Origin of the sequence: Methylobacterium sp. yr668, assembly GCF_900116245.1 — a bacterium.
In the GTDB taxonomy this organism is placed as follows: Bacteria; Pseudomonadota; Alphaproteobacteria; order Rhizobiales; family Beijerinckiaceae; genus Methylobacterium.
Genome location: NZ_FOZY01000015.1, coordinates 32,985 through 51,159 on the forward strand (window position 1 = coordinate 32,985; position 18,175 = coordinate 51,159).

Genomic DNA, 18,175 nt, shown 5'->3' on the forward strand with positions numbered 1-18,175 from the left:
GGGCCGGCCCGGAAGACCGGCCCCGCTCAGACGGCCCTCTCGCCTCAGCCGTAGATCGGGAACCGGTCCGTCAGCGCGTGGACGCGGGTCTTGACGTCGGCCTCGACCGCGCTGTCGCCCGCCTCACCCTTGGCGGCGAGCCCGTCCAGCACCTCGACGATGAAGCCGCCGATCTGCTTGAACTCGGCGACGCCGAAGCCGCGCGAGGTGCCGGCCGGGGTGCCGAGCCGGATGCCCGACGTGATGGTCGGCTTCTGCGTGTCGAAGGGGACGCCGTTCTTGTTGCAGGTGATGTGCGCCCGCGACAGGGCCGCCTCGGCGGCCTTGCCGGTGAGGCCCTTCCGCTGGAGGTCGACCAGCATCAGGTGGTTGTCGGTGCCGCCCGAGGTGATGTCGTAGCCGCCCGAGATCAGCGTGTCGGCGAGCGCCCGGGCGTTCTCCACCACCTGGCGGGCGTAGATCTTGAACTCGGGCTTCAGCGCCTCGCCGAAGGCCACGGCCTTGCCGGCGATGACGTGCATCAGCGGGCCGCCCTGGATGCCGGGGAAGATCGCCGAGTTGAACTTCTTGGCGAGCGCCTCGTCGTTCGTCAGGATCATGCCGCCGCGCGGGCCGCGGAGCGTCTTGTGGGTCGTCGTGGTGGCGACGTGGGCGTGCGGGAACGGCGACGGGTGGACGCCGGCCGCCACGAGGCCCGCGAAATGGGCCATGTCGACCATGAAGTAGGCGCCGACCGAGTCGGCGATCTCGCGGAACTTGGCGAAGTCCCAGTGGCGCGGGTAGCCCGAGCCGCCGGCGATGATCACCTTCGGCTTGTGCTCCTGCGCGAGCTGGGCGACCTGCTCCATGTCGATCCGCTGGTCCTCGCGGCGCACCGTGTAGGAGACCGGCTTGAACCACTTGCCCGAGACGTTCGGCGGGGCGCCGTGCGTCAGGTGGCCGCCCGCGGCGAGGTCGAGGCCCAGGAACGTGTCGCCGGGCTGCATGAGCGCGAGGAACACGCCCTGGTTGGCCTGCGAGCCGGAATTCGGCTGCACATTGGCGAAGCCGCAATCGAACAGGCGCTTGGCGCGCTCGATGGCGAGATCCTCGGCGATGTCCACGAACTGGCAGCCGCCGTAGTAGCGCCGGCCCGGATAGCCCTCGGCATACTTGTTGGTGAGCACCGAGCCCTGAGCCTCCAGCACGGCGCGGGAGACGATGTTCTCCGAGGCGATCAGCTCGATCTCGTGCTGCTGGCGGCCGAGCTCCTTGGCCACCGCCTCGGCGATCTCGGGGTCGGCTTCCGTCAGCGGGGCGGCGAAGAAGCTGTTGGAGAAGTGCTTGTCGGCGGCGGTACCGGCGCTCATGGTCTGCCTCTGTTCTGGTAGGGGCGATGCCCGGCCTTTCGTCGGCGTGCACGGGCGGGCGTTGAAGGTGGGATTCCTACACGCGCCGAGGGCTCAGGCCAAGCACAGGCATTTTGCTCGCGCGCCAAGAATAATTTGTCGCAGCTGGCCGCGACCACGCCGGAGGCGTGCCGGCATATTTTCCTTCTCGGCCGCGAATCGCTTGACAAAAGGAAAATATTCATGGAATAAAACATGAACGCTTCGAGGGTCAGAGACGCGATGCGGTACTACGAACTCCCGGATGTCCTGGATCGTCACATCGCTGAGCTTCGGCTCGGACTGGCCTTCATCGCTCTGGACTTGCTGGAGATAAGGGCCGGCTTTCGGCAGGACCAGCCGCGCAGCTGCAACGGCCGCTGGTGCGGTGGGAGCGGCTCGGTCGTCGTCGCGCGGAAGGACAAGACGGGAGATCCTCGGGTCGACGGCAAAACCGACGCCATCGTCGATGTTTTGAGCGAGGTCGTCCAGACCTGTGATCCCGGACAGGGTCCCCTGTACGGCATCGAGGTCCACACGAAGTTCGCGGCACGGATGCGGGAACTCGACCTGCCCGGCATCGGGCGACACGGGATCGAGCAGAGTTTCAGCGCCGGTGATCTGGTGCGTTACGGATTGGACGGCAGCGTCCGGACGGACGTGATCCTCCGCGACGGCAGGACCAGCGCTGCCCCGTTTCGAGCGATCTGGGATATCAAGACAGGCAAAGCGCAGTTGTCGCTGGCTCGCGCGCGCGAACTGCGCCGAAATGTCGGCGTGGATCACAGTGTTCCCGTCATAGAGGTCCACTTGAGCCGAGGAAACTCGGTCAAGGGCCGGTCGATGTCCGCGATTCTGTTCGGGGAGGGGTTGGCATGAGCATGGAAGCCTACGCGCTGTGCGCGCGCGAAATGCCCGACGTGGCGGAATGGCAGGCGGCCATCGACGCGATCGGGTTCGATCTGAAACTCGACGCCGCGCGCATACCGCCGGCCACGCAAGGGCATCTGCCCGCGACCTGGCGGCGCCGCGAGGCCGGCTTCGAATGCCAGATCATTCCGCTGTCGGATCTGACAGACACCTATACCGACATCGACTTCGGTGGGCCGTGGACGTGCGTCTATGCCTTCTACTTCGCCACGCTCCCGGCTTGCGCCGGCGCGTGGATGGCTGTCGCGGCCTGCGTGGCCCGGTCGGGCGGTATCGTCTTCAATCCGCAAGAGGGGCATCTGCTCACCGCCGAGAACGCGATCCGCTACGCGCGCGACACGGTGGCGCGCATCGTCAGTCTGGACGTGCAGTTCGACGCCTCGGCGGGCGGCTGAGGCCGGACGGCGTGTCGCGCCGTCAGGCTCGCGGGGCGAGGTTCGTCTCGATCAGGACCGTCTCGGTCTCGAACGCGGCCGCGTGCCACGCCCCTGCCGGGAAGTGGAACACGCTGCCGGCCGAGAACGGCTCGCGGCCCCGCTCGGTCTCCAGGATCCCCGAGCCCGAGAGCACCTGCACGAACTGCTCGTGATCGTGGCTGTGCGCCGGCGCCGAGACGCCGGCCGGGACGACCACGCGCACGAGGCGGGCGCCCGAGCCCGGGATCGTGCGCTTGGCGACGCCGTTCCCGACGAGGCTCTCGGCGCGGTCGTCCCAGGCGGTCAGGTAATCGCTCATCACGGGTCTCCTCGCCGGCAGGGTGCCGCTCCGATCGGTCGGGTCAACGCTCGACCGGACCCCGCCCCCGCGTCAACCGGTCCCGCCGGGCTGGCGGCCGCGCCGGCCCTTGCCGGCCGCGGGGTCGGCTGGCGCCGGATCCGGTCGGGCCGGGTTGGTCGACGGCGCCGGAGGCACGGCGCTCGCGGACGGCGTGCCGGAGGTGGGCCAGAAGGTCTCGAATAGCTCCTGCATCGCCCGGATGTTGTTGCCCTGAACCTCGGCCCCGGTGCGCAGCATCTGCTGGAACATGTCGGAGCCGGCCTCGCCCGCGCTCGCCTGCGGATTGGCGGCCGGCTTGGCGGCTGGCTTCGGCGGAGCCGGCGGCTCGACCGCCGGCATCATCGCCCTGGCCATCTCGGCCCAGGCCGGGCCGAACGGGAACGGCACGGGCGGCGGCGGCGCGCTCGGCCGCGCCGGCTCGGCCTGCGGCTGGTTCAGCATGACGTGGACGATGCTCGCCACCACGGCGCCCGCCATCATCGGCAGCATCTGGCGCAGGACCTGCGCGCCGACGCCGCTCGTTGCCGAGGCCTGCCGCAGCACCGCCTGCATCAGCTGCGCCGAGCCGAACATCTGGCCGAGGGCCTCGAACCCCTGCGCCGGCGCCGGCTTGGCGGCCTCCAGACCGAACATCCGCGCGAAGCCGGTCGGGTCCAGACCGACGCTGCGCTGGAGGCCGAGCGTCAGGGCCGGCATCAGCGCCTCGAAGGCGCGGGCCGTCTGCTCGGTCGTCAGGCCGAACGGCTGGCCCATGGCCTGAAGCCCGGCCTCGCCCTGGGCCTGGAACATCTCGAGCGGGTTGAACATGACGCCTCGATCCTGTCCCGGCCGGGACCGCCCGGGACAGGGCATCGTGACCCTTTGCGCGGGGAAATACCAGTTCCCACCCGCGGAACTTGTGCCTCCGCGCCGCCGTCTCAGCTCAGCGGCTCGGGATGGGCGTGCCCCGGCGGCAGCGGCGCCGCCCGCTGGGGCGCCTCCGCGGCGATGTCGGGCCCCGGCCGACGCGGGCCCACACCCTCGAGCCGGTCGACCGTGCGGCGGGCCAGCAGGATGCCGAGCGCCCCGAACACCAGGGAGCCGATCCCCATCCCGGCCACCACCCCGCGGGGGCCGTAGAGTGCCGCGCCGAGCATGGCCGGCGGGATCGTCCCGAGCGTCGCCCGGCCCCAGTTCAGCAGCGTCGAGCGCAGCGGGAAGCCGAGATTGTTGAAGGCGGCGTTGCCGAGGAACAGGAGCCCGTTGAAGAACCAGATCGCGCCGCCGACGAGGCAGAAGAAGCCGAACAGCTCGGCCGCGACCCCCTGCAGGCCGAACAGGCCGGCGAGCCACCCCCGGGCCAGAGCGAGGAGGAGCCAGACCGCGGCGCAGTAGGCCAGCGTCACCCGGATCGCCGCGCCGAGCACGCCGCGCATCCGGTCGAACAGGCCGGCGCCCCAGTTCTGCGCCAGGATCGGGCCGATCGCCCCCGACAGCGCGAACAGGCCGCCGAAGGCCACCGGCGTCAGCCGGTCGATCACCGACGCGGCCGCGACCGCGTCCGCTCCATAGCCGGCAAACAGGCGTGCCAGGAAGGCGCTCGCCACCGAGGGGGCGAGGTTCGTGAGCACGGCCGGGCCCGCGACACCCGCCAGGGAGGCCGCGTCGGCCGGCAGATCGGACAGGCGCGGCTGGCCGAGGAGACCGTGCCGGGCGACGCCGCGGACGCCCACCGCCACGAAGGTCGCACGCGCCGCGCAGACCGTGATCGCCGCGCCCGTGACGCCGAGGCCGGCCCCGAAGATCAGCAGCGGATCGAGGAGCGCGGTGATCACGGCGCCGGCCAGGGTGACCGACATCGCCTGCCGCGCCTCGCCGACCGCGCGCAGCAGCCCGGTGAACAGCATGCCGGCGGCGAGCAGAAGGTTCGATGGCAGGGTGATGTAGAGGAACAGGACGGCCACCCGCAGCGCCTCCCCCTGCGCGCCGATCAGGGCCAGGAGCGGGCCGGCCAGCAGCGCGATCAGCCCCGCGATGAGGGCGGCCACGAGGCTGCCGAGGACCAGCGCCGAGGTCGCGAGGCGCCGCGCCGCCGCGCGGTCGCGCGCGCCGACGGCCTTCCCGACCAGGGCGCCGGCGGCGATCATCAGGCCGATATTCACCGCCGTGGCGAAGAACTGGACGATGCCGGCGAAGCCGACCGCCGCCGTGAGGTTCGGGTCGCCCAGCGTCGAGACGTAGAGCAGCGACAGGAGATCGACGACGAAGATCGCCATCAGGCCCACCGAGCCGGTGGCCGCCATCACCACGACGTGGCGGAGGATCGAGCCGGTGACGAAGCGGCCCGCCTCCGCCGGGGGCGGCCCGTCGGACATGTCAGACATCCCGCCCGTCACGCATCCCGGGCGCTGCCTTCCACCTCGAGCTCGGCCTCCGGATCGGGATCCTCGGCGGCTTCCGTCTCCTGCGGGGCCAGGGCGGGCTTCTCCAAGAGCCGCTCGGCGGCCTCGCGCCGGTCGCTGCCCACGAGGTCGCGGGTCTCGGTGCTGAGCGCCCGGGCCGGCCGGACCGGGGCGGTCAGCGGCTCGGGCTTCAGCCCGGCCGCGGCGCCGCGCATCCAGCTGGACCCGTCCGGCAGGGCGCCCGCCTGCTGCAGGACCAGCCGCGCGATGTCGCGCTTGCGCACGTCGTCGGTCCGGGCCGTGGCGGCCTCCGGCGACAGGCCGAGCCCCTCCAGGGCCGCCCGCCCGAAGGCGAGGGCGGATTCGGCGGTCTCGCGGATCTGGTAGTCGACGTCCCGGTTCATCAGCTCCACCGCGTGCAGGCGGTCGTAGGCCCGCACGAAGGTCCGCACGCTCGAGAATTCCTCGTGGACGATGTCGACGATCTTGAGGGCGCCCTCCCGGTCGTCGACGCAGATGCAGACCAGCTCGACCCGCCCGATCCCGGCGGCGCGGAGCACGTCGAGGCGCGTGCCGTCGCCGTAGTAGATGCGGAAGCCGAAGCGCGAGGCCGCGCGCAGCTGCTCCACGTCCTTGTCGATCACCGTGACCGGGATGCCCTCGGCCATCAGCACGTGCGTCAGCACCTGCCCGAACCGGCCGAAGCCGATCACCAGCACCCGCGCGTCGCCGCTCTCGGACAGCTCGGTGGACGGCTCCTCCAGCGCGAAGGTGCTGCGCGCGTTGCGCCGCTCGATCAGCTTGTCGAGACCCTTGGCGGCGATGGGGCCGATCAGCATGGTCAGCGCGGCGAGCGCCACCGCGAAGCGCGTCGCCGTGACGCCGGTGAGGCCGAGATCCTGGGCCTGCGGCAGCAGCACGAAGGCGAACTCGCCCGCGGGCGCCAGGACCGCGGCCCCCCGCAGGGCCCCGAGGGTGTCCGAGCCGAACAGCCGGAACAGGCCGGCCACGATGGCGACCTTGACCAGGATCGCCGCCAGGGTCGCGCCGAACAGGGCCGGCCAGACCTCGCGCACGAGCGCGCCGTCGATCGACATGCCGACGCTCATGAAGAACAGGCCGAGTAGCATGCCGCGGAACGGCTCGATGTCGGCCTCCAGCTGGTGGCGGAAGTTCGACTCGGCGAGCAGGATGCCGGCGAGGAACGCGCCCATCGCCATCGACAGGCCGACCTGCTCCATGAGCAGCGCGGTGCCGAGCACCACCAGGAGCGCCGCGGCGGTCATCACCTCCCGGGCGCCGCTCGCCGCGAGCAGCCGGAAGAACGGGTTCAGGCCGTAGCGGCCGACCAGCACCACCGCGAGGATCGCCGCGAGCGCCTTGCCGGTGGAGACCGCGGCCTCCCCGAGCCAGGAGACGTCGGTCGCCTCGCCGGCCGAGGCCAGCAGCGGCATCAGCGCCAGGATGCCGACCACCGACAGGTCCTGGAACAGCAGGACCGCGAAGGCGCGCGCGCCGTAGGCGCTGCCGAGATCGCCCCGCTCCTCCAGGAGCTGCAGGGCCACCGCGGTGGCCGAGAGGGCGAGCGCGAGGCCGATCACCGCGGCGGCGCCGAAGCTGAGGCCCGCCACGAGGCCGGCGCCGCCGAGCACGAGCGCGCAGACGACGAGCTGCGCGGCGCCGAGGCCGAAGATGTCGCGGCGCATCGAGACGAGCTGCGACAGGTGCAGCTCCAGCCCGACGATGAAGAGCAGGAGCACCACGCCGATCTCGGCGACGCTCGCGGCCGTGTCGGGCTCGGCGATCAGCGACAGGCCGGAGGGCCCGATCAGCACGCCGGCCACGAGGTAGCCGAGCACGGCGCTCTGCCCGATCAGCCGGAAGATCGGCACGCCGATCACGGCCGCCGTGAGGAAGGTCAGGACCGGCGGCAGGAAGCTCGCATGTTCGACGGGGCTCGCCATGGTGATCGTCCCGGCGGTTCTGCTGGATCGGCGCAGGTGGAGCCCCCGCTTAGCGCGCACGGGGCCGGGATGCGAGCCGTAAGCGGGTGCCGTTCGGCACCGACGGGCCCGCGCGGGGCGGTTCGGCCGCGGCTCGGCCCGAGAGGCGCGCTCAGCCCAGAGACGCGCTCAGCCCAGAGACGCGCTCAGCCCAGAGACGCGCTCAGCCCAAGAGGCGGGGGCGCGCCCGGTGCGATCCGTCGATGAACTCGAAGCCGCCGGCGGCGCTCAGCATGTGCAGGCGCGTGCCCGGCCAGGCCGCGCCCGGGTACAGGCGCGTCTCGACCCGCTGCGCGTAGGCCTCCTCGTCGAGGCGCAGGATCCGGGCGAGGCCGAGCGCCGCGCCGTAGCCCTGGCGGCAATCCTGGACGGGCCGGATCAGGCCGCCGTCGCGCGCCACGATCGGCCCCGCGGCCCGGGCGGAGCCGATATCGATCAGCACCGGGTTGTGCCGGTGCGGGGTCCAGGGCCCGCGGAAATGCGGCGCGTGCCAGAGATGGAGCGTGTCGGAGTAGCTGCCGCCGCCGGCCCGGACCGTGGCGAACATCCACCAGCGGCCGCCGTGCTGCAGCAGGGTCGCGTCCCCGGCCACGACCCCGTCGAGGAGAACCGCCTCGTGGACCCACCCGCGCGGGAAGTCGGTGGCCCGGTAGAGGTCGATCGTCCCGGAGGCGTGGGATTCCGGGATCATCCAGACCTGCCCGTCCGCCTCGAACACGAACGGGTAGGAGAGGTGGGTCTCGAGCTCGAGCACCGGCTCCGGGCGGCCGCGGGGGCCGTTCGCCCCGAAATCCACCGCGGCGATCACGCCCTTGCCGCGGCGGTAGTCGAATTCCTCCACGAACAGGGTCACGGCGCCGTCCCGGGCGATCGCGAAGGGGTCGGCGTAGAAGCGGCGCCCGTCGTCGGGAAGGACCTGCCAGCCGCCCTCGGGATGCCGGCGCAGGTCGATCAGGTCGGGGCCGACGATCCTCCGCCAGCCCACCCGCCAGTGCGGGCCGTGGAAGCAGAGGGCGTAGAGCCGGCGGGCGATCTGCCGGGCGAGCCCCCCGGCGGCCCGGCGGCGGGCGCCCAGGCCACCGAGGTCGTAGGCGGCCGCCGGCCGCAGGGGTGCTCCGGCTCCGTCGGGGAGCGCCGTCGAGGCGGCGCCGTCGAGGGCGGCGAGGATCAGCGTGATGGTCCGCGCGAGGTAACCCTCGAAGGCCGTGAGCATCACCGTGTGCGATTCCGTGCCGAGGCGGCCGATCGCCACCGGCGCACCGTCCGGACCGCGCAGGGCCGCCACCGGCGCCCCGTGGGCGAACAGGGCGGCGAGGAGGCCGGCCTCGCCCGGCATCCCGTCGTAATCGAGCCGCCAGGCCGGCGCCGGGCCCGGATCCGCGGGGCTGTCCGAGAGGTCGAGGACGAGGTCGGCGGCGCTCCCGCCGGGCTCCGCGCCGTCGGGGCTCGCCTCGTAGGGGGCGAGGGCCACCGGCTCCGCCGCGGTCGCCAGGCCCGGCCGCGGCAGGCCGTGGATGGCGGCCTCCAGGCGGAACAGGAGCTCCGCGTTCGGCGGCAGGCCCTCCGCGTGCTCGACCCAGGCGACGCGGATCCGATGGTCGGGCCGCTGCCCGAGCTGGTCGAGGAGCCGGATGTGCCAGCCGCGCAGGGACCGGCGGTCGAGCCGCACGACGATGGTCCGGGTGCGGGCGCGCGTCCCGGAGGGCGACGGCTCCGTCCGGGCGGGAGCCCGGCTACCGGTCGCCGACGGCCGGTCCGTGCCTCCGATCACCCGCTCCATCAGCCGGTCGGCCCCGCGCCCCGCGTGCCGGATTTCGTATCGACGCTCACGGCGGCCAGACCCAAGATGCGCCCGGCCTCGACCCTCGATACGGTCGAGCCAGGCTCGAATGCTGTTACGCCGCGCCACGATCAAGCACGGCCGCGTGGCTGTCTACCGGTTCAAGCTTAACGTGCGGGACGATTTCTGGACGATGAACCGGAAAAATCGAAACGCCGTCCTTCAAATAAACGCGTGTTGGCGGGTCGTGATACAATGTCTCGAGGCGGTGGCGGTTCGCCGAGGGGAACTTCACCTCCAGCTGGACCGTTCGCCAGTCAAGGACGTGGTGCGGAGACAGGACATGACGCGCAAGACGCTGACGATGCCCCTCGCGGCGATGCTCCTCGCCGCCATTCCGGGAACGGCCTTCGCCTGGGGCGGTGGCGGCGGTGGCGGCGGCGACAGCGGGAGCGGCCTCTCCCCCTACGCGGCGCTGAGCGGCAACGACCGCTCGGCCGGGGTCAACAACGGCAATTATCGCGACCCGGCCCTCGACCCCTACATCCGGACCTACGATCCGGAGGCTGCGGCCCGCTACGCGGCGCCGCCGGCCGCGCAGCCGCGCCTGCGCGTGCGGCCGTATTACGGGTACCCCTACTGAGGCGATCTGCCTGAGGCGATCCGCGGAGGCCGTCGCGCGACGGCCTCGTCGTTCAGGAGCGTCCGAGGCCGCTCGCGGCCCGGACGCGCTTGAGCGTCCACGGTCCGCCCGAGAGCTTGCAGCCGGTGCCGCGGACGAAGCGGCTGCGGGTCGGCGCGATCACCGATGCCAGGAAGTTGCGGCAGATCAGCTCGTCCGAGACGTACGGGAGCCCGGTCGGATTGACCGACCCGTGAAGCCCGGTCTCCGGGTTGTCCCACTTGACCGGCCGCCCGTTGCCCTGCGGATCCAGGGCGACGCTCAGGGCGGCCCGCGCCCGGCGCCAATCCTCCTCGGCGAGGTCGTCCCCGAAGCTCACGGGCCGCTTCTCGATGCTGCCGGTGACGGTCGGCTCCTCGACGACGCGCGGCGGCGCCGCCGGCGGATCGCCCCGGAAGACCAGCAGGGGCTGGCTGCAGCCGCACAGGGCCATCGCCATCGCCATCGACACTACCGACACGGACGCGCAGATGCGCGACCGCCGGCTTGGCCCTTTACACGCGCATCCCCGCATTACACCTGACTCACGACGGGCTATTCGCTCGACCGAACATGCCGATGTCGGTGCCCCCTCAGGCCCTGGACGCGGCTGGCAGGAGTCTTGGCGTGGATCAGTTAAGGACCGATGACCCGAAGAGCGCGGACTTCACGCTGAGCGAGGACCCCGTCGGGCTGTTCGCGGCCTGGATCAAGGAGGCCGAGGCCTCCGAACCCGAGGACGCGAACGCGATGGCGCTCGCCACCGCCGGATCGGACGGGCTGCCGGACGTGCGGATGGTCCTGCTGAAGGGCTTCGACGCCCGAGGCTTCGTCTTCTACACCAACACGCAGTCCACCAAGGGGGAGGAGCTGGCGCAGAACCCCCAGGCGGCCCTGGTGCTGCACTGGAAGAGCCTGCGCCGGCAGGTGCGGGCCCGCGGGCCGATCACGCCGGTCACGGCCGCGGAGGCCGACGCGTATTTCCAGAGCCGCCGCCGCGAGAGCCGGCTCGGGGCGATCGCCAGCCAGCAATCCCGCCCGCTGGCCGACCGCGCCACGCTGATGAACGCGGTGGCGGAGCTGTCCGAGCGGTACGGCGACGGGCCAATCCCCCGGCCGGAGCACTGGACCGGATTCCGGATCGCGCCGGTGAGCGTCGAGTTCTGGCAGAACGGCGACTTCCGCCTGCACGACCGGGTCCGCTTCACCCGGACGGGCGCGGGCTGGAGCCGGGCGCGGCTCTATCCCTGACATCAAGCCGAAACGCAGAGAGCCCCGGCAGGGCCGGGGCTCTCGCGTCGCGTGACGGGTGGCGCTGAGGCTCAGGCCTCCTCGCCGTCCTTCTTCTCGTCCTCGGCGGACTCCTCGGCCTTCTCCTCGGCGGCCTCGGCCGACTGCGCCTCGGCGATGGCGGCCTCCTCGGCCTCCACCTCGGCACCCAGCACGGTCGGCGGCACGATGTTGGCCACCGGGTCGGTCTGCTCGCCGGTGTAGATGCCGGCCGGGATCTTGATGTCGGAGACGTGGATGACGTCGCCGATCGCGCGGCCGGTCAGGTCGACCTCGATCGCGTCCGGGATCTGGTCGGGGGCGACGTCGAGGCTCAGCGTGTGGGCCACGATGTTGAGGGTGCCGCCGAGCTTCTTGATGCCGGGGGCCGCGTCCTCGTTGACGAAGTGCACCGGCACCTCGACCGTGACGGTCTGGCCCGAGACGACGCGCAGGAAGTCGACGTGCAGCGGCACGCCGGTCACCGGGTCGAGCTGGAAGTCGCGCGGGATCGCGCGGACCTTCTTGCCGCCGGCGTTGATCTCGAACAGCGTGGTCTTGAAGCCGCCGGCGTAGATCAGGGTGCGGGTGCGGATGAGGTCGACCGCGATGGATTGCGGCGGCTGGCCACCCCCGTAGATGACGGCGGGAACTTGGCCCTGGCGACGAACGGCCCGGGCGGCCCCCTTGCCGACCCGGTCGCGTGCCACGGCCTCAAGCGTCTTCACAGCGCTCATGGCGTGATCCTTTACGATTGCTGGAGCCGGAAAACGAAAAGGCCGCCCCTGGCGGACGGCCACATCCTTCCCGGCGCGCCCCTGCCTCCAAGGGTGTCTCGGGGGCGCGCCGTGCGCATACACGGGCGGGGGCGGATTGGCAATGCGGCGGCGCCGCCGACCCGCGGCGGCCCGGCCGTCCGGCATCGATCACGGGCCCGCCAGCGCCCGCCGCGCCCGGCGCTTCTGCAGCCACAGGGTCAGGCCGAGCGCGGTCCCGATCACCAGCGCCGAGACGGCCGTGGTGACCGTGCCGAGGGCGTAGATCTCCGGCGTCGTCACCGTCGTGGTCAGGCCCTGCAGCTCCAGCGGCAGGGTGTTGCGGCCGCCGATCGCCTGGCTGGTGCGGGCGAGCTCGTCGAACGACAGGGTGAAGCCGAACAGCGCGACGCCGACGAGCGCGGGCGCGAGGATTGGCACCACCACGTGCCGGAGCGTCTGCGGGCCGCTGGCGCCCAGGTCGCGGGCGGCCTCCTCGTAGGCCGGGTCGAACCGGTTGAACACCGCGAACATGATCAGCAGGCCGAAGGGCAGGGTCCAGGTGAGATGCGCGCCCAGCGCCGAGCTGTAGAGGCCCATCAGCGTGCCGTGATCCTGCAGGAACCCCCAGCCGGTGGCGGCGGCGAGCGCCTTCACGGCGTCGTCGAGGAGCCGGAACTCCAGGCCGATGCCCAGCGAGACCACGATCGAGGGCACGATCAGGCTCGAGACCGCCAGGGCGAAGACGAGGCCGGCCCCGCGAAACCCCTTCCGGAAGGCGAGGCCCGCGTAGAATGCGATTCCCACGGTGAGCGCCATGACCACGAGGCCGAGGGCCAGCGAGCGCCGCAGCGCCGCCCAGATGTCGATCACGCCGACGCCTTCCCACAGCTTGGCGAACCAGTGGGTCGAGACGCCGTTCATCGGGAAGGTCAGGCCGCCGGACGGGCCCTGGAAGCTCAGCGCCAGGATCGTCAGAGTCGGCCCGTAGAGGAACAGGACGTAGAGGGCGAAGACCGCCGCCAGCAGGTAGAAGGCGCGGCCGCGGGGCTGGTCCATCGCTACAATTCCCGCCGGAGGTCGATCATCCGGGTGAGCCCGAGGATCATCAGCAGCACGGCGGCGAGCAGCACCACGGCGTTGGCGGCGGCGGCCGGGAACTGCAGGTAGGACATCTGCACCTGGATCACCTTGCCGACGCTGGCGATCTGCTGGCCGCCCATGACGCCCACGGTGACGAAGTCGCCCATCACCAGGGTCGTCACGAAGATCGTCCCGATGGCGATGCCGGGCTTGGCGAGCGGCAGGATCACGTTCCAGAGGATCTGCGCGCCGGACGCGCCGCCGTCGCGCGCCGCCTCGATCAGCCGCCGGTCGATCCGCGCGAGGCTGTTGAAGATCGGCACGATCATGAACACCGTGTCGAGGTGCACGAAGGCCAGCACCACCGCGAAGTCGGAGTAGAGCAGGCCGTCGATCGGCTGCCGGATCAGCCCGAGGGTGCGGAGCGTGTCGTTGACGAGGCCGTTGCGGCCGAGCAGCGGGATCCACGAGATCATGCGGATCACGTTCGAGGTCCAGAACGGGATCGTGCAGAGCAGGAACAGGCCCATCCGCACCGTGCCGGAGCGGATGTGGAAGGCCAGGAAATACGCGATGGCGAAGCCCAGCGGCAGGGTGATCGTCAGCGTCAGCGCGACGAACTTCGCCGTGGAGAGGTAGGTGCGCACCGTCGTGCAGAGGTCGGCCGACAGGCAGCCGTCGAACACGTCGGCGTAGTTCTGCAGGGTCAGGGCCGGGATGATCTCGTACTCGTTGTACTCCCAGAGGGAGACGATCCCGGTGAGCACCAGCGGCACCACCAAGAAGATCAGGAAGACGAGGGCCAGCGGCGCGGCCTGGAGGTAGGCGAGGGCGCGGCCGCGCGGGCGGGCCGCGACGGTGGGCGCCGCGGTCCGCTCGGCGGACGCGGCGGCGGGCAGGGCGAGATCGGTCATCGGATACGCCCCACGCGTGCCGACGCTTCCCTCCACCTCTGCGGGGTCCGACGTTCATACATCGGCTCCTGCGAGGCGCGCCGCGCCCCCTCTCCCGTGCGGGAGAGGGTTGGGGTGAGGGGGCCGGTCCTTCCGGAGAAGTCGCATCCCTCACCCTGTCCCTCTCCCGCACGGGAGAGGGGACCCGCGTTCCATCCGGCGGCCGCGTCGCTGCGCCAGATGGGCGTCTCCGAGTGCCCTTGGAGAGAGGAGGGCGGGGAGGCGGCGCGCACCGCCCTCACGCCGCGATGAACTCGTTCCACTTGCGCACCATGTAGGTGTTCTCGTCCATCACGGCGTTCCAGCAGGCGACGGCGCCCATCCGCGCGTCGAAGGAGCCGCCGTCGCGGGTGGCGCCGGCCTTCTCGATCAGGGTGCCGTCGGGGCCGAGGATGTCCTTCTCGGCGGGCTTCCCCTCCATCCAGAAGGCCCACTCGTAGGGCTGCATGTTCGCCTGGGCGGTCTCCAGCACGGCCGAGTAGTAGCCCTGCCGGTTGAGGTAGGCCCCGGCCCAGCCGGACAGGAACCAGTTGATGAAGTCGTAGGCCGCGTCGAGCTTCCTGCCGCTCAGGGTCTTGGGGATGCCGAAGCCCGAGGCCCAGGCCCGGTAGCCCTCCTTCAGCGGCTGGTAGGTGCAGGGCACGCCCTGCGCGCGAACCTTGGTGACGGCGGGCGACCACATCGACTGGATCACCGTCTCGCCGGAGGCCATCAGGTTCACGGATTCGTTGAAGTCCTGCCAGAAGGCTCGGAACTGGCCGGCGCGCTTGGCCTCGATCAGCACCTTGATGGTGCGGTCGATCTCGGGCTTCGTCATGTTGCCCTTGTCGCCGTAGGTGTAGTCGCCGGTCGCCTCCACCACCATGGCGGCGTCCATGATGCCGATCGACGGGATGTTGAGGATCGAGGCCTTGCCCTTGAAGGCGGGGTTCAGGAGCTCCTTCCAGCTCGTGACGGGCACCTTGATCAGGTCCGGCCGGATGCCCAGCGTGTCGGCGTTGTAGACGGTCGGGATCAGCGAGATCCACCCGGTCTGTTCGCCGGCAAATTTTTTGGAGTCGATGCCCTCCAGGTAGAAGACCTTCTTGGGCGCCGTGCCCTGGTCGCCGATCTTCTTGCCCGCGACCTCGCCCTTGGTGAAGACCGAAGAAATCTTGTCGGCGAGCTTGATCCGCTTGGCGTCCATGCCCTGCAGGTTGCCGGAGGGCAGGATCTTCTTGAGGCTGAAATACTCGGTGTCGATCAGGTCGAAGGAGTTCGGCTGGGTGACCGCCCGCTTGGTCACCTCGTCGGTCACCACCGGAATGTATTCGAGGGTGATGCCCAGATCCTCTTTCACCTTCTTGGCGATGTCGGCGGACTGGTTCACGGCGGTGCCGAGATAGCGGAGGGTCACGGGCTCGGCGGCGTGCACCGCCGGGAAGCCGGTCACCGGCGTCGCGGCGAGCGCGGCGGCCCCCTTCAGGAGCGTGCGCCGGCTCGGCTTCTGGGGCAGGTCCATGGTGGTCTCCGTTAAGCATCGAGGTGGTGGGCGGCGGCCGCGTCCCAGCCGACCGGGATCGTGTCGCCGAGGCGGAGCGGGCGGCTCGCGAAATCCGCGTCGCTGAGAATCGCCGTGAGGGCGGCGGGGCTCTCGGGCGTCCGCTCCAGCCCGTCGGCGTCGAGGCCGACATGGACGCTGGTGCCCTGGTACTCGACCGCCACCACCCGGGCCGGCAGCGCGCCGGGGCCGGCCTCGGCGCCGAGCCGCATCCGGTCGGCCCGCACGGCGACGAGCCCGTCGGGCAGCCGGATCACGTTGTGGCCGCCGATGAACCGGGCCACGAAGGCGGTGGCCGGGCGCTCGAACACGGTGCGCGGGTCGGCGGCCTGCTCGATCCGCCCGGCATTCATCACGACCACGAGGTCGGAGAGCGCCATCGCCTCCTCCTGGCTGTGGGTGACGTGGATGAAGGTGAGCCCCAGCTCGGTCTGGATCCGCTTCAGCTCGACCCGCATCCGCACCCGCAGGAACGGGTCGAGGGCCGAGAGCGGCTCGTCGAGCAGCAGCACCTTCGGGCCGGTGACGAGGGCGCGGGCGAGGGCCACGCGCTGCTGCTGCCCACCCGAGAGCTGGGCCGGCAGGCGCCCGGCCAGGTGGCTCATCTGCACGAGGTCGAGCATCGCCATCGCCTTGGCGCGGCGCTCCGCCCTGCCGATGCCGCGCATCTTGAGGCTGAAGGCGACGTTGTCGCGCGCGTCGAGATGCGGGAACAGCGCGTAGCTCTGGAACATCATGGCGGTGCCGCGCGCGGCCGGGGCGGCGTCGCCCACCGCCTTCGGGCCGATCACCACGTCGCCCGCGCTGGCGCGCTCGTGGCCGCCGATCATCCGCAGCGTCGTGGTCTTGCCGCAGCCGGAGGGGCCGAGCAGGCAGCAATAGGCGCCGGACGGCACCTTCAGGTCGATGCCGTCGACCGCAATGGCCGCGCCGTAGCGCTTGGTCAGGCCGATCAGCTCGACGTCCATGCGGTTCTCCCCCGGGAGCTGCAGGCAAGCGGCGGGCCAGCGCGGCCGTCAGGCGTCCCGCCGCTCGGCCGGATCGACCGCCCGGTCGAGCACCCGCCCGCGCCCCGGCTCGGACAGGACCCTGCCGTCCTCGGCGATGACCTGCCCGCCCGCGATCGTCATGACCGGCCAGCCGGTGACGTCGAAGCCTTCCCACGGCGTGTAGTCGGAGCCGTGGTGCAGGTTCGCTTGGCGGATCGTCTCGCGCTTGTTCGGATCCCACAGGGTGAGGTCGGCGTCGAAGCCGGGGGCGATCGAGCCTTTGCGCGGGTAGAGCCCGTACAGCCTGGCGTGGTTCGTGGCGGTGAGCGCGACGAACTGATTGAGGCTGATGCGCCCCTTCGAGACGCCCTCCGAGAAGAACACCGGCAGGCGCGTCTCGATGCCGGGGATGCCGTTCGGGATCCAGCGGAAGGAGGTCTTCCCCCGCGGGTTCAGCTTGCCCTGCGGATCGTCGTAGCGGAACGGGCAATGGTCGGACGAGACCACGTCGAAGATCCCGCGCCGGATCCCCGACCACACCGCCTCCTGGCTCTCGACGTCCCGCGTGGGCGGCGAGCAGACGTACTTCGCCCCCGCCATGGGATCCTCCTGGCCGAGCCCCTTCATGTCCTCGGCAGTCAGCGTCAGGTATTGCGGGCAGGTCTCGGCCCGGATCTTCAGGCCCCGCGCCTGCGCCCAGGCGATCTGCTCGGTGGCCTCGCGCCCCGAGACGTGGACGATCACGATCGGCAGGTCGATCAGCTCGGCGTGGCTGATCGCCCGGTGGGCCGCCTCCCGCTCGACGATCTCGGGACGCGACAGGGCGTGGCCGTAGGGCCGGGTCTCGCCCGCCCGCTCCAGTCGCTCGCTGAGGTAGCGGATCGCGTCGTAGCCCTCGGCGTGGACCATGACCCGGGCGCCCTGCCGCCGCGCGACGTGGAACACGTCGAGGAGCTGGCGGTCGTTCAGGACGAGGTCGTCGTAGGTCATGAAGACCTTGAACGAGGTGTAGCCGTCGGCGACCAGGGCCGGCAGCTCCTGGCCGAGCACCGCCTCGGTCGGGTCCGAGATGATCATGTGGATCGCCACGTCGACGTGGCACTGGCCCTCGGCGCTGGCCCGGTAGGCGTCGACGGCGCCGCGCAGCGAGGCGCCCCGGGGCTGGAGCGCGAAGGGCATCACGCAGGTGGTGCCGCCGGCCGCCGCCGCCCGGGTGGCGCTGGCGAAGTCGTCGGCCATGACGATGCCGGGGCCGGAATCCTGGGCGATGTGGACGTGGCTGTCGATGCCGCCCGGCAGGACCAGCAGGCCGGAGGCGTCGATCACCCGGGCGGCGTCGGCGATACCCTCGGCCACCGCGACGACCCGCCCGCCGCGCACGCCGATATCGGCCCGGACCGTGTCGCTCGCCGTGACCACCGTGCCGCCCCGGATGGCAAGGTCGAATTCGGGCATGCCGCTCACTCCTCCGCGCCAGCGGGCGCGCCGGGCCGATGCACGGTCCGCGCCGATTCGGGCTGACCGGTTCGGCACGGCAGGAGGTCACAGGCCGCTGTTCGGGTCCAGCGGGCCGCGAGCGGCACGGCCTGACGCACGCGGTTCCAGCCGAAGCCTTCGGCCGTCGTCGCTCTCCCGTCATCACGAGCGCAGCGACGTGACCCCGGGGCGCGCGACGCCGGAAAGCGGA

17 protein-coding genes are annotated in these 18,175 nt (G+C 71.6%); 4 read left to right on the forward strand and 13 right to left on the reverse strand.

Features of this window, described 5'->3' with window-relative positions; genetic code table 11:
- Positions 1-44: 44 nt before the first annotated feature.
- A complete protein-coding gene (gene glyA / locus BM419_RS18765) occupies positions 45-1,349 on the reverse strand; it encodes a serine hydroxymethyltransferase (RefSeq protein ID WP_091777886.1) in 1,305 nt (434 codons plus the stop codon).
- 261 nt (positions 1,350-1,610) lie between these two features.
- On the opposite strand from glyA, the gene BM419_RS18770 reads away from it, so the two are divergent.
- Positions 1,611-2,246 carry a hypothetical protein gene (locus BM419_RS18770; RefSeq protein ID WP_139257075.1) on the forward strand — a complete coding sequence of 212 codons (636 nt, stop codon included), beginning with the start codon at positions 1,611-1,613 and terminating at the stop codon, positions 2,244-2,246.
- Positions 2,243-2,692: a hypothetical protein gene (locus BM419_RS18775; RefSeq protein ID WP_091927327.1), complete on the forward strand. Its 450-nt coding sequence runs from the start codon at positions 2,243-2,245 to the stop codon at positions 2,690-2,692. The genes BM419_RS18770 and BM419_RS18775 overlap by 4 nt, the downstream gene beginning before the upstream one ends.
- Positions 2,693-2,714: 22 nt before the next feature.
- On the opposite strand, the gene BM419_RS18780 is transcribed toward BM419_RS18775, so the two are convergent.
- The 5 genes from BM419_RS18780 to BM419_RS18800 form a co-directional block, all read right to left on the reverse strand.
- Entirely contained in the window at positions 2,715-3,032 is a 318-nt protein-coding gene (locus BM419_RS18780; protein WP_091927328.1) for a cupin domain-containing protein, read from the reverse strand.
- Positions 3,033-3,104: 72 nt separating this feature from the next.
- Positions 3,105-3,881 carry a DUF937 domain-containing protein gene (locus BM419_RS18785; RefSeq protein ID WP_091927329.1) on the reverse strand — a complete coding sequence of 259 codons (777 nt, stop codon included), beginning with the start codon at positions 3,879-3,881 and terminating at the stop codon, positions 3,105-3,107.
- A 110-nt stretch (positions 3,882-3,991) separates the two neighbouring features.
- Positions 3,992-5,428, reverse strand: a complete 1,437-nt coding sequence (locus BM419_RS18790) for an MATE family efflux transporter (RefSeq protein WP_091927330.1) — start codon at positions 5,426-5,428, stop codon at positions 3,992-3,994.
- A 17-nt stretch (positions 5,429-5,445) separates the two neighbouring features.
- Positions 5,446-7,419 (reverse strand): monovalent cation:proton antiporter-2 (CPA2) family protein, encoded by a 1,974-nt coding sequence (locus tag BM419_RS18795; protein ID WP_091927331.1) that lies wholly within the window; start codon positions 7,417-7,419, stop codon positions 5,446-5,448.
- A gap of 202 nt (positions 7,420-7,621) precedes the next feature.
- A complete protein-coding gene (locus tag BM419_RS18800) occupies positions 7,622-9,238 on the reverse strand; it encodes a glucosamine inositolphosphorylceramide transferase family protein (protein WP_091927332.1) in 1,617 nt (538 codons plus the stop codon).
- A gap of 343 nt (positions 9,239-9,581) precedes the next feature.
- On the opposite strand from BM419_RS18800, the gene BM419_RS18805 reads away from it, so the two are divergent.
- Positions 9,582-9,881: a hypothetical protein gene (locus BM419_RS18805; protein WP_020093859.1), complete on the forward strand. Its 300-nt coding sequence runs from the start codon at positions 9,582-9,584 to the stop codon at positions 9,879-9,881.
- A 52-nt stretch (positions 9,882-9,933) separates the two neighbouring features.
- Here BM419_RS18805 and BM419_RS18810 read toward each other — a convergent pair whose 3' ends face one another.
- Positions 9,934-10,434 carry an RT0821/Lpp0805 family surface protein gene (locus BM419_RS18810; RefSeq protein ID WP_026605034.1) on the reverse strand — a complete coding sequence of 167 codons (501 nt, stop codon included), beginning with the start codon at positions 10,432-10,434 and terminating at the stop codon, positions 9,934-9,936.
- A gap of 92 nt (positions 10,435-10,526) precedes the next feature.
- Between BM419_RS18810 and pdxH the strand changes: the two genes are divergently transcribed.
- Complete coding sequence (gene pdxH, locus BM419_RS18815) at positions 10,527-11,150, forward strand: pyridoxamine 5'-phosphate oxidase (RefSeq protein WP_091927333.1); 624 nt, start codon at positions 10,527-10,529, stop codon at positions 11,148-11,150.
- A gap of 71 nt (positions 11,151-11,221) precedes the next feature.
- On the opposite strand, the gene BM419_RS18820 is transcribed toward pdxH, so the two are convergent.
- The 6 genes from BM419_RS18820 to hydA form a co-directional block, all read right to left on the reverse strand.
- Positions 11,222-11,905 (reverse strand): 50S ribosomal protein L25/general stress protein Ctc, encoded by a 684-nt coding sequence (locus tag BM419_RS18820; RefSeq protein WP_091927334.1) that lies wholly within the window; start codon positions 11,903-11,905, stop codon positions 11,222-11,224.
- A gap of 189 nt (positions 11,906-12,094) precedes the next feature.
- Positions 12,095-12,982 (reverse strand): ABC transporter permease, encoded by an 888-nt coding sequence (locus BM419_RS18825; protein ID WP_091927335.1) that lies wholly within the window; start codon positions 12,980-12,982, stop codon positions 12,095-12,097.
- A 2-nt stretch (positions 12,983-12,984) separates the two neighbouring features.
- Positions 12,985-13,920 (reverse strand): ABC transporter permease, encoded by a 936-nt coding sequence (locus tag BM419_RS18830; protein ID WP_091927336.1) that lies wholly within the window; start codon positions 13,918-13,920, stop codon positions 12,985-12,987.
- A gap of 277 nt (positions 13,921-14,197) precedes the next feature.
- Positions 14,198-15,460, reverse strand: coding sequence for an ABC transporter substrate-binding protein (locus BM419_RS18840; RefSeq protein WP_091681841.1), 1,263 nt, complete (start codon positions 15,458-15,460; stop codon positions 14,198-14,200).
- An 11-nt stretch (positions 15,461-15,471) separates the two neighbouring features.
- The gene (locus tag BM419_RS18845; protein ID WP_091927338.1) at positions 15,472-16,467 is read right to left on the reverse strand and encodes an ABC transporter ATP-binding protein; all 996 of its coding nucleotides are present in this window, start codon (positions 16,465-16,467) and stop codon (positions 15,472-15,474) included.
- A 48-nt stretch (positions 16,468-16,515) separates the two neighbouring features.
- Positions 16,516-17,943 carry a dihydropyrimidinase gene (hydA, locus tag BM419_RS18850; protein ID WP_091927339.1) on the reverse strand — a complete coding sequence of 476 codons (1,428 nt, stop codon included), beginning with the start codon at positions 17,941-17,943 and terminating at the stop codon, positions 16,516-16,518.
- Between the last annotated feature and the right edge of the window lie 232 nt (positions 17,944-18,175).

Coding starts and splice junctions, on each gene's coding strand:
- glyA (WP_091777886.1), bottom strand. CDS start 1,349: ATGAGCGCCGGTACCGCCGCCGACAAGCACTTCTCCAACAGCTTCTTC.
- BM419_RS18770 (WP_139257075.1), top strand. CDS start 1,611: ATGCGGTACTACGAACTCCCGGATGTCCTGGATCGTCACATCGCTGAG.
- BM419_RS18775 (WP_091927327.1), top strand. CDS start 2,243: ATGAGCATGGAAGCCTACGCGCTGTGCGCGCGCGAAATGCCCGACGTG.
- BM419_RS18780 (WP_091927328.1), bottom strand. CDS start 3,032: ATGAGCGATTACCTGACCGCCTGGGACGACCGCGCCGAGAGCCTCGTC.
- BM419_RS18785 (WP_091927329.1), bottom strand. CDS start 3,881: ATGTTCAACCCGCTCGAGATGTTCCAGGCCCAGGGCGAGGCCGGGCTT.
- BM419_RS18790 (WP_091927330.1), bottom strand. CDS start 5,428: ATGTCCGACGGGCCGCCCCCGGCGGAGGCGGGCCGCTTCGTCACCGGC.
- BM419_RS18795 (WP_091927331.1), bottom strand. CDS start 7,419: ATGGCGAGCCCCGTCGAACATGCGAGCTTCCTGCCGCCGGTCCTGACC.
- BM419_RS18800 (WP_091927332.1), bottom strand. CDS start 9,238: ATGGAGCGGGTGATCGGAGGCACGGACCGGCCGTCGGCGACCGGTAGC.
- BM419_RS18805 (WP_020093859.1), top strand. CDS start 9,582: ATGACGCGCAAGACGCTGACGATGCCCCTCGCGGCGATGCTCCTCGCC.
- BM419_RS18810 (WP_026605034.1), bottom strand. CDS start 10,434: ATGCGGGGATGCGCGTGTAAAGGGCCAAGCCGGCGGTCGCGCATCTGC.
- BM419_RS18820 (WP_091927334.1), bottom strand. CDS start 11,905: ATGAGCGCTGTGAAGACGCTTGAGGCCGTGGCACGCGACCGGGTCGGC.
- BM419_RS18825 (WP_091927335.1), bottom strand. CDS start 12,982: ATGGACCAGCCCCGCGGCCGCGCCTTCTACCTGCTGGCGGCGGTCTTC.
- BM419_RS18830 (WP_091927336.1), bottom strand. CDS start 13,920: ATGACCGATCTCGCCCTGCCCGCCGCCGCGTCCGCCGAGCGGACCGCG.
- BM419_RS18840 (WP_091681841.1), bottom strand. CDS start 15,460: ATGGACCTGCCCCAGAAGCCGAGCCGGCGCACGCTCCTGAAGGGGGCC.
- BM419_RS18845 (WP_091927338.1), bottom strand. CDS start 16,467: ATGGACGTCGAGCTGATCGGCCTGACCAAGCGCTACGGCGCGGCCATT.
- hydA (WP_091927339.1), bottom strand. CDS start 17,943: ATGCCCGAATTCGACCTTGCCATCCGGGGCGGCACGGTGGTCACGGCG.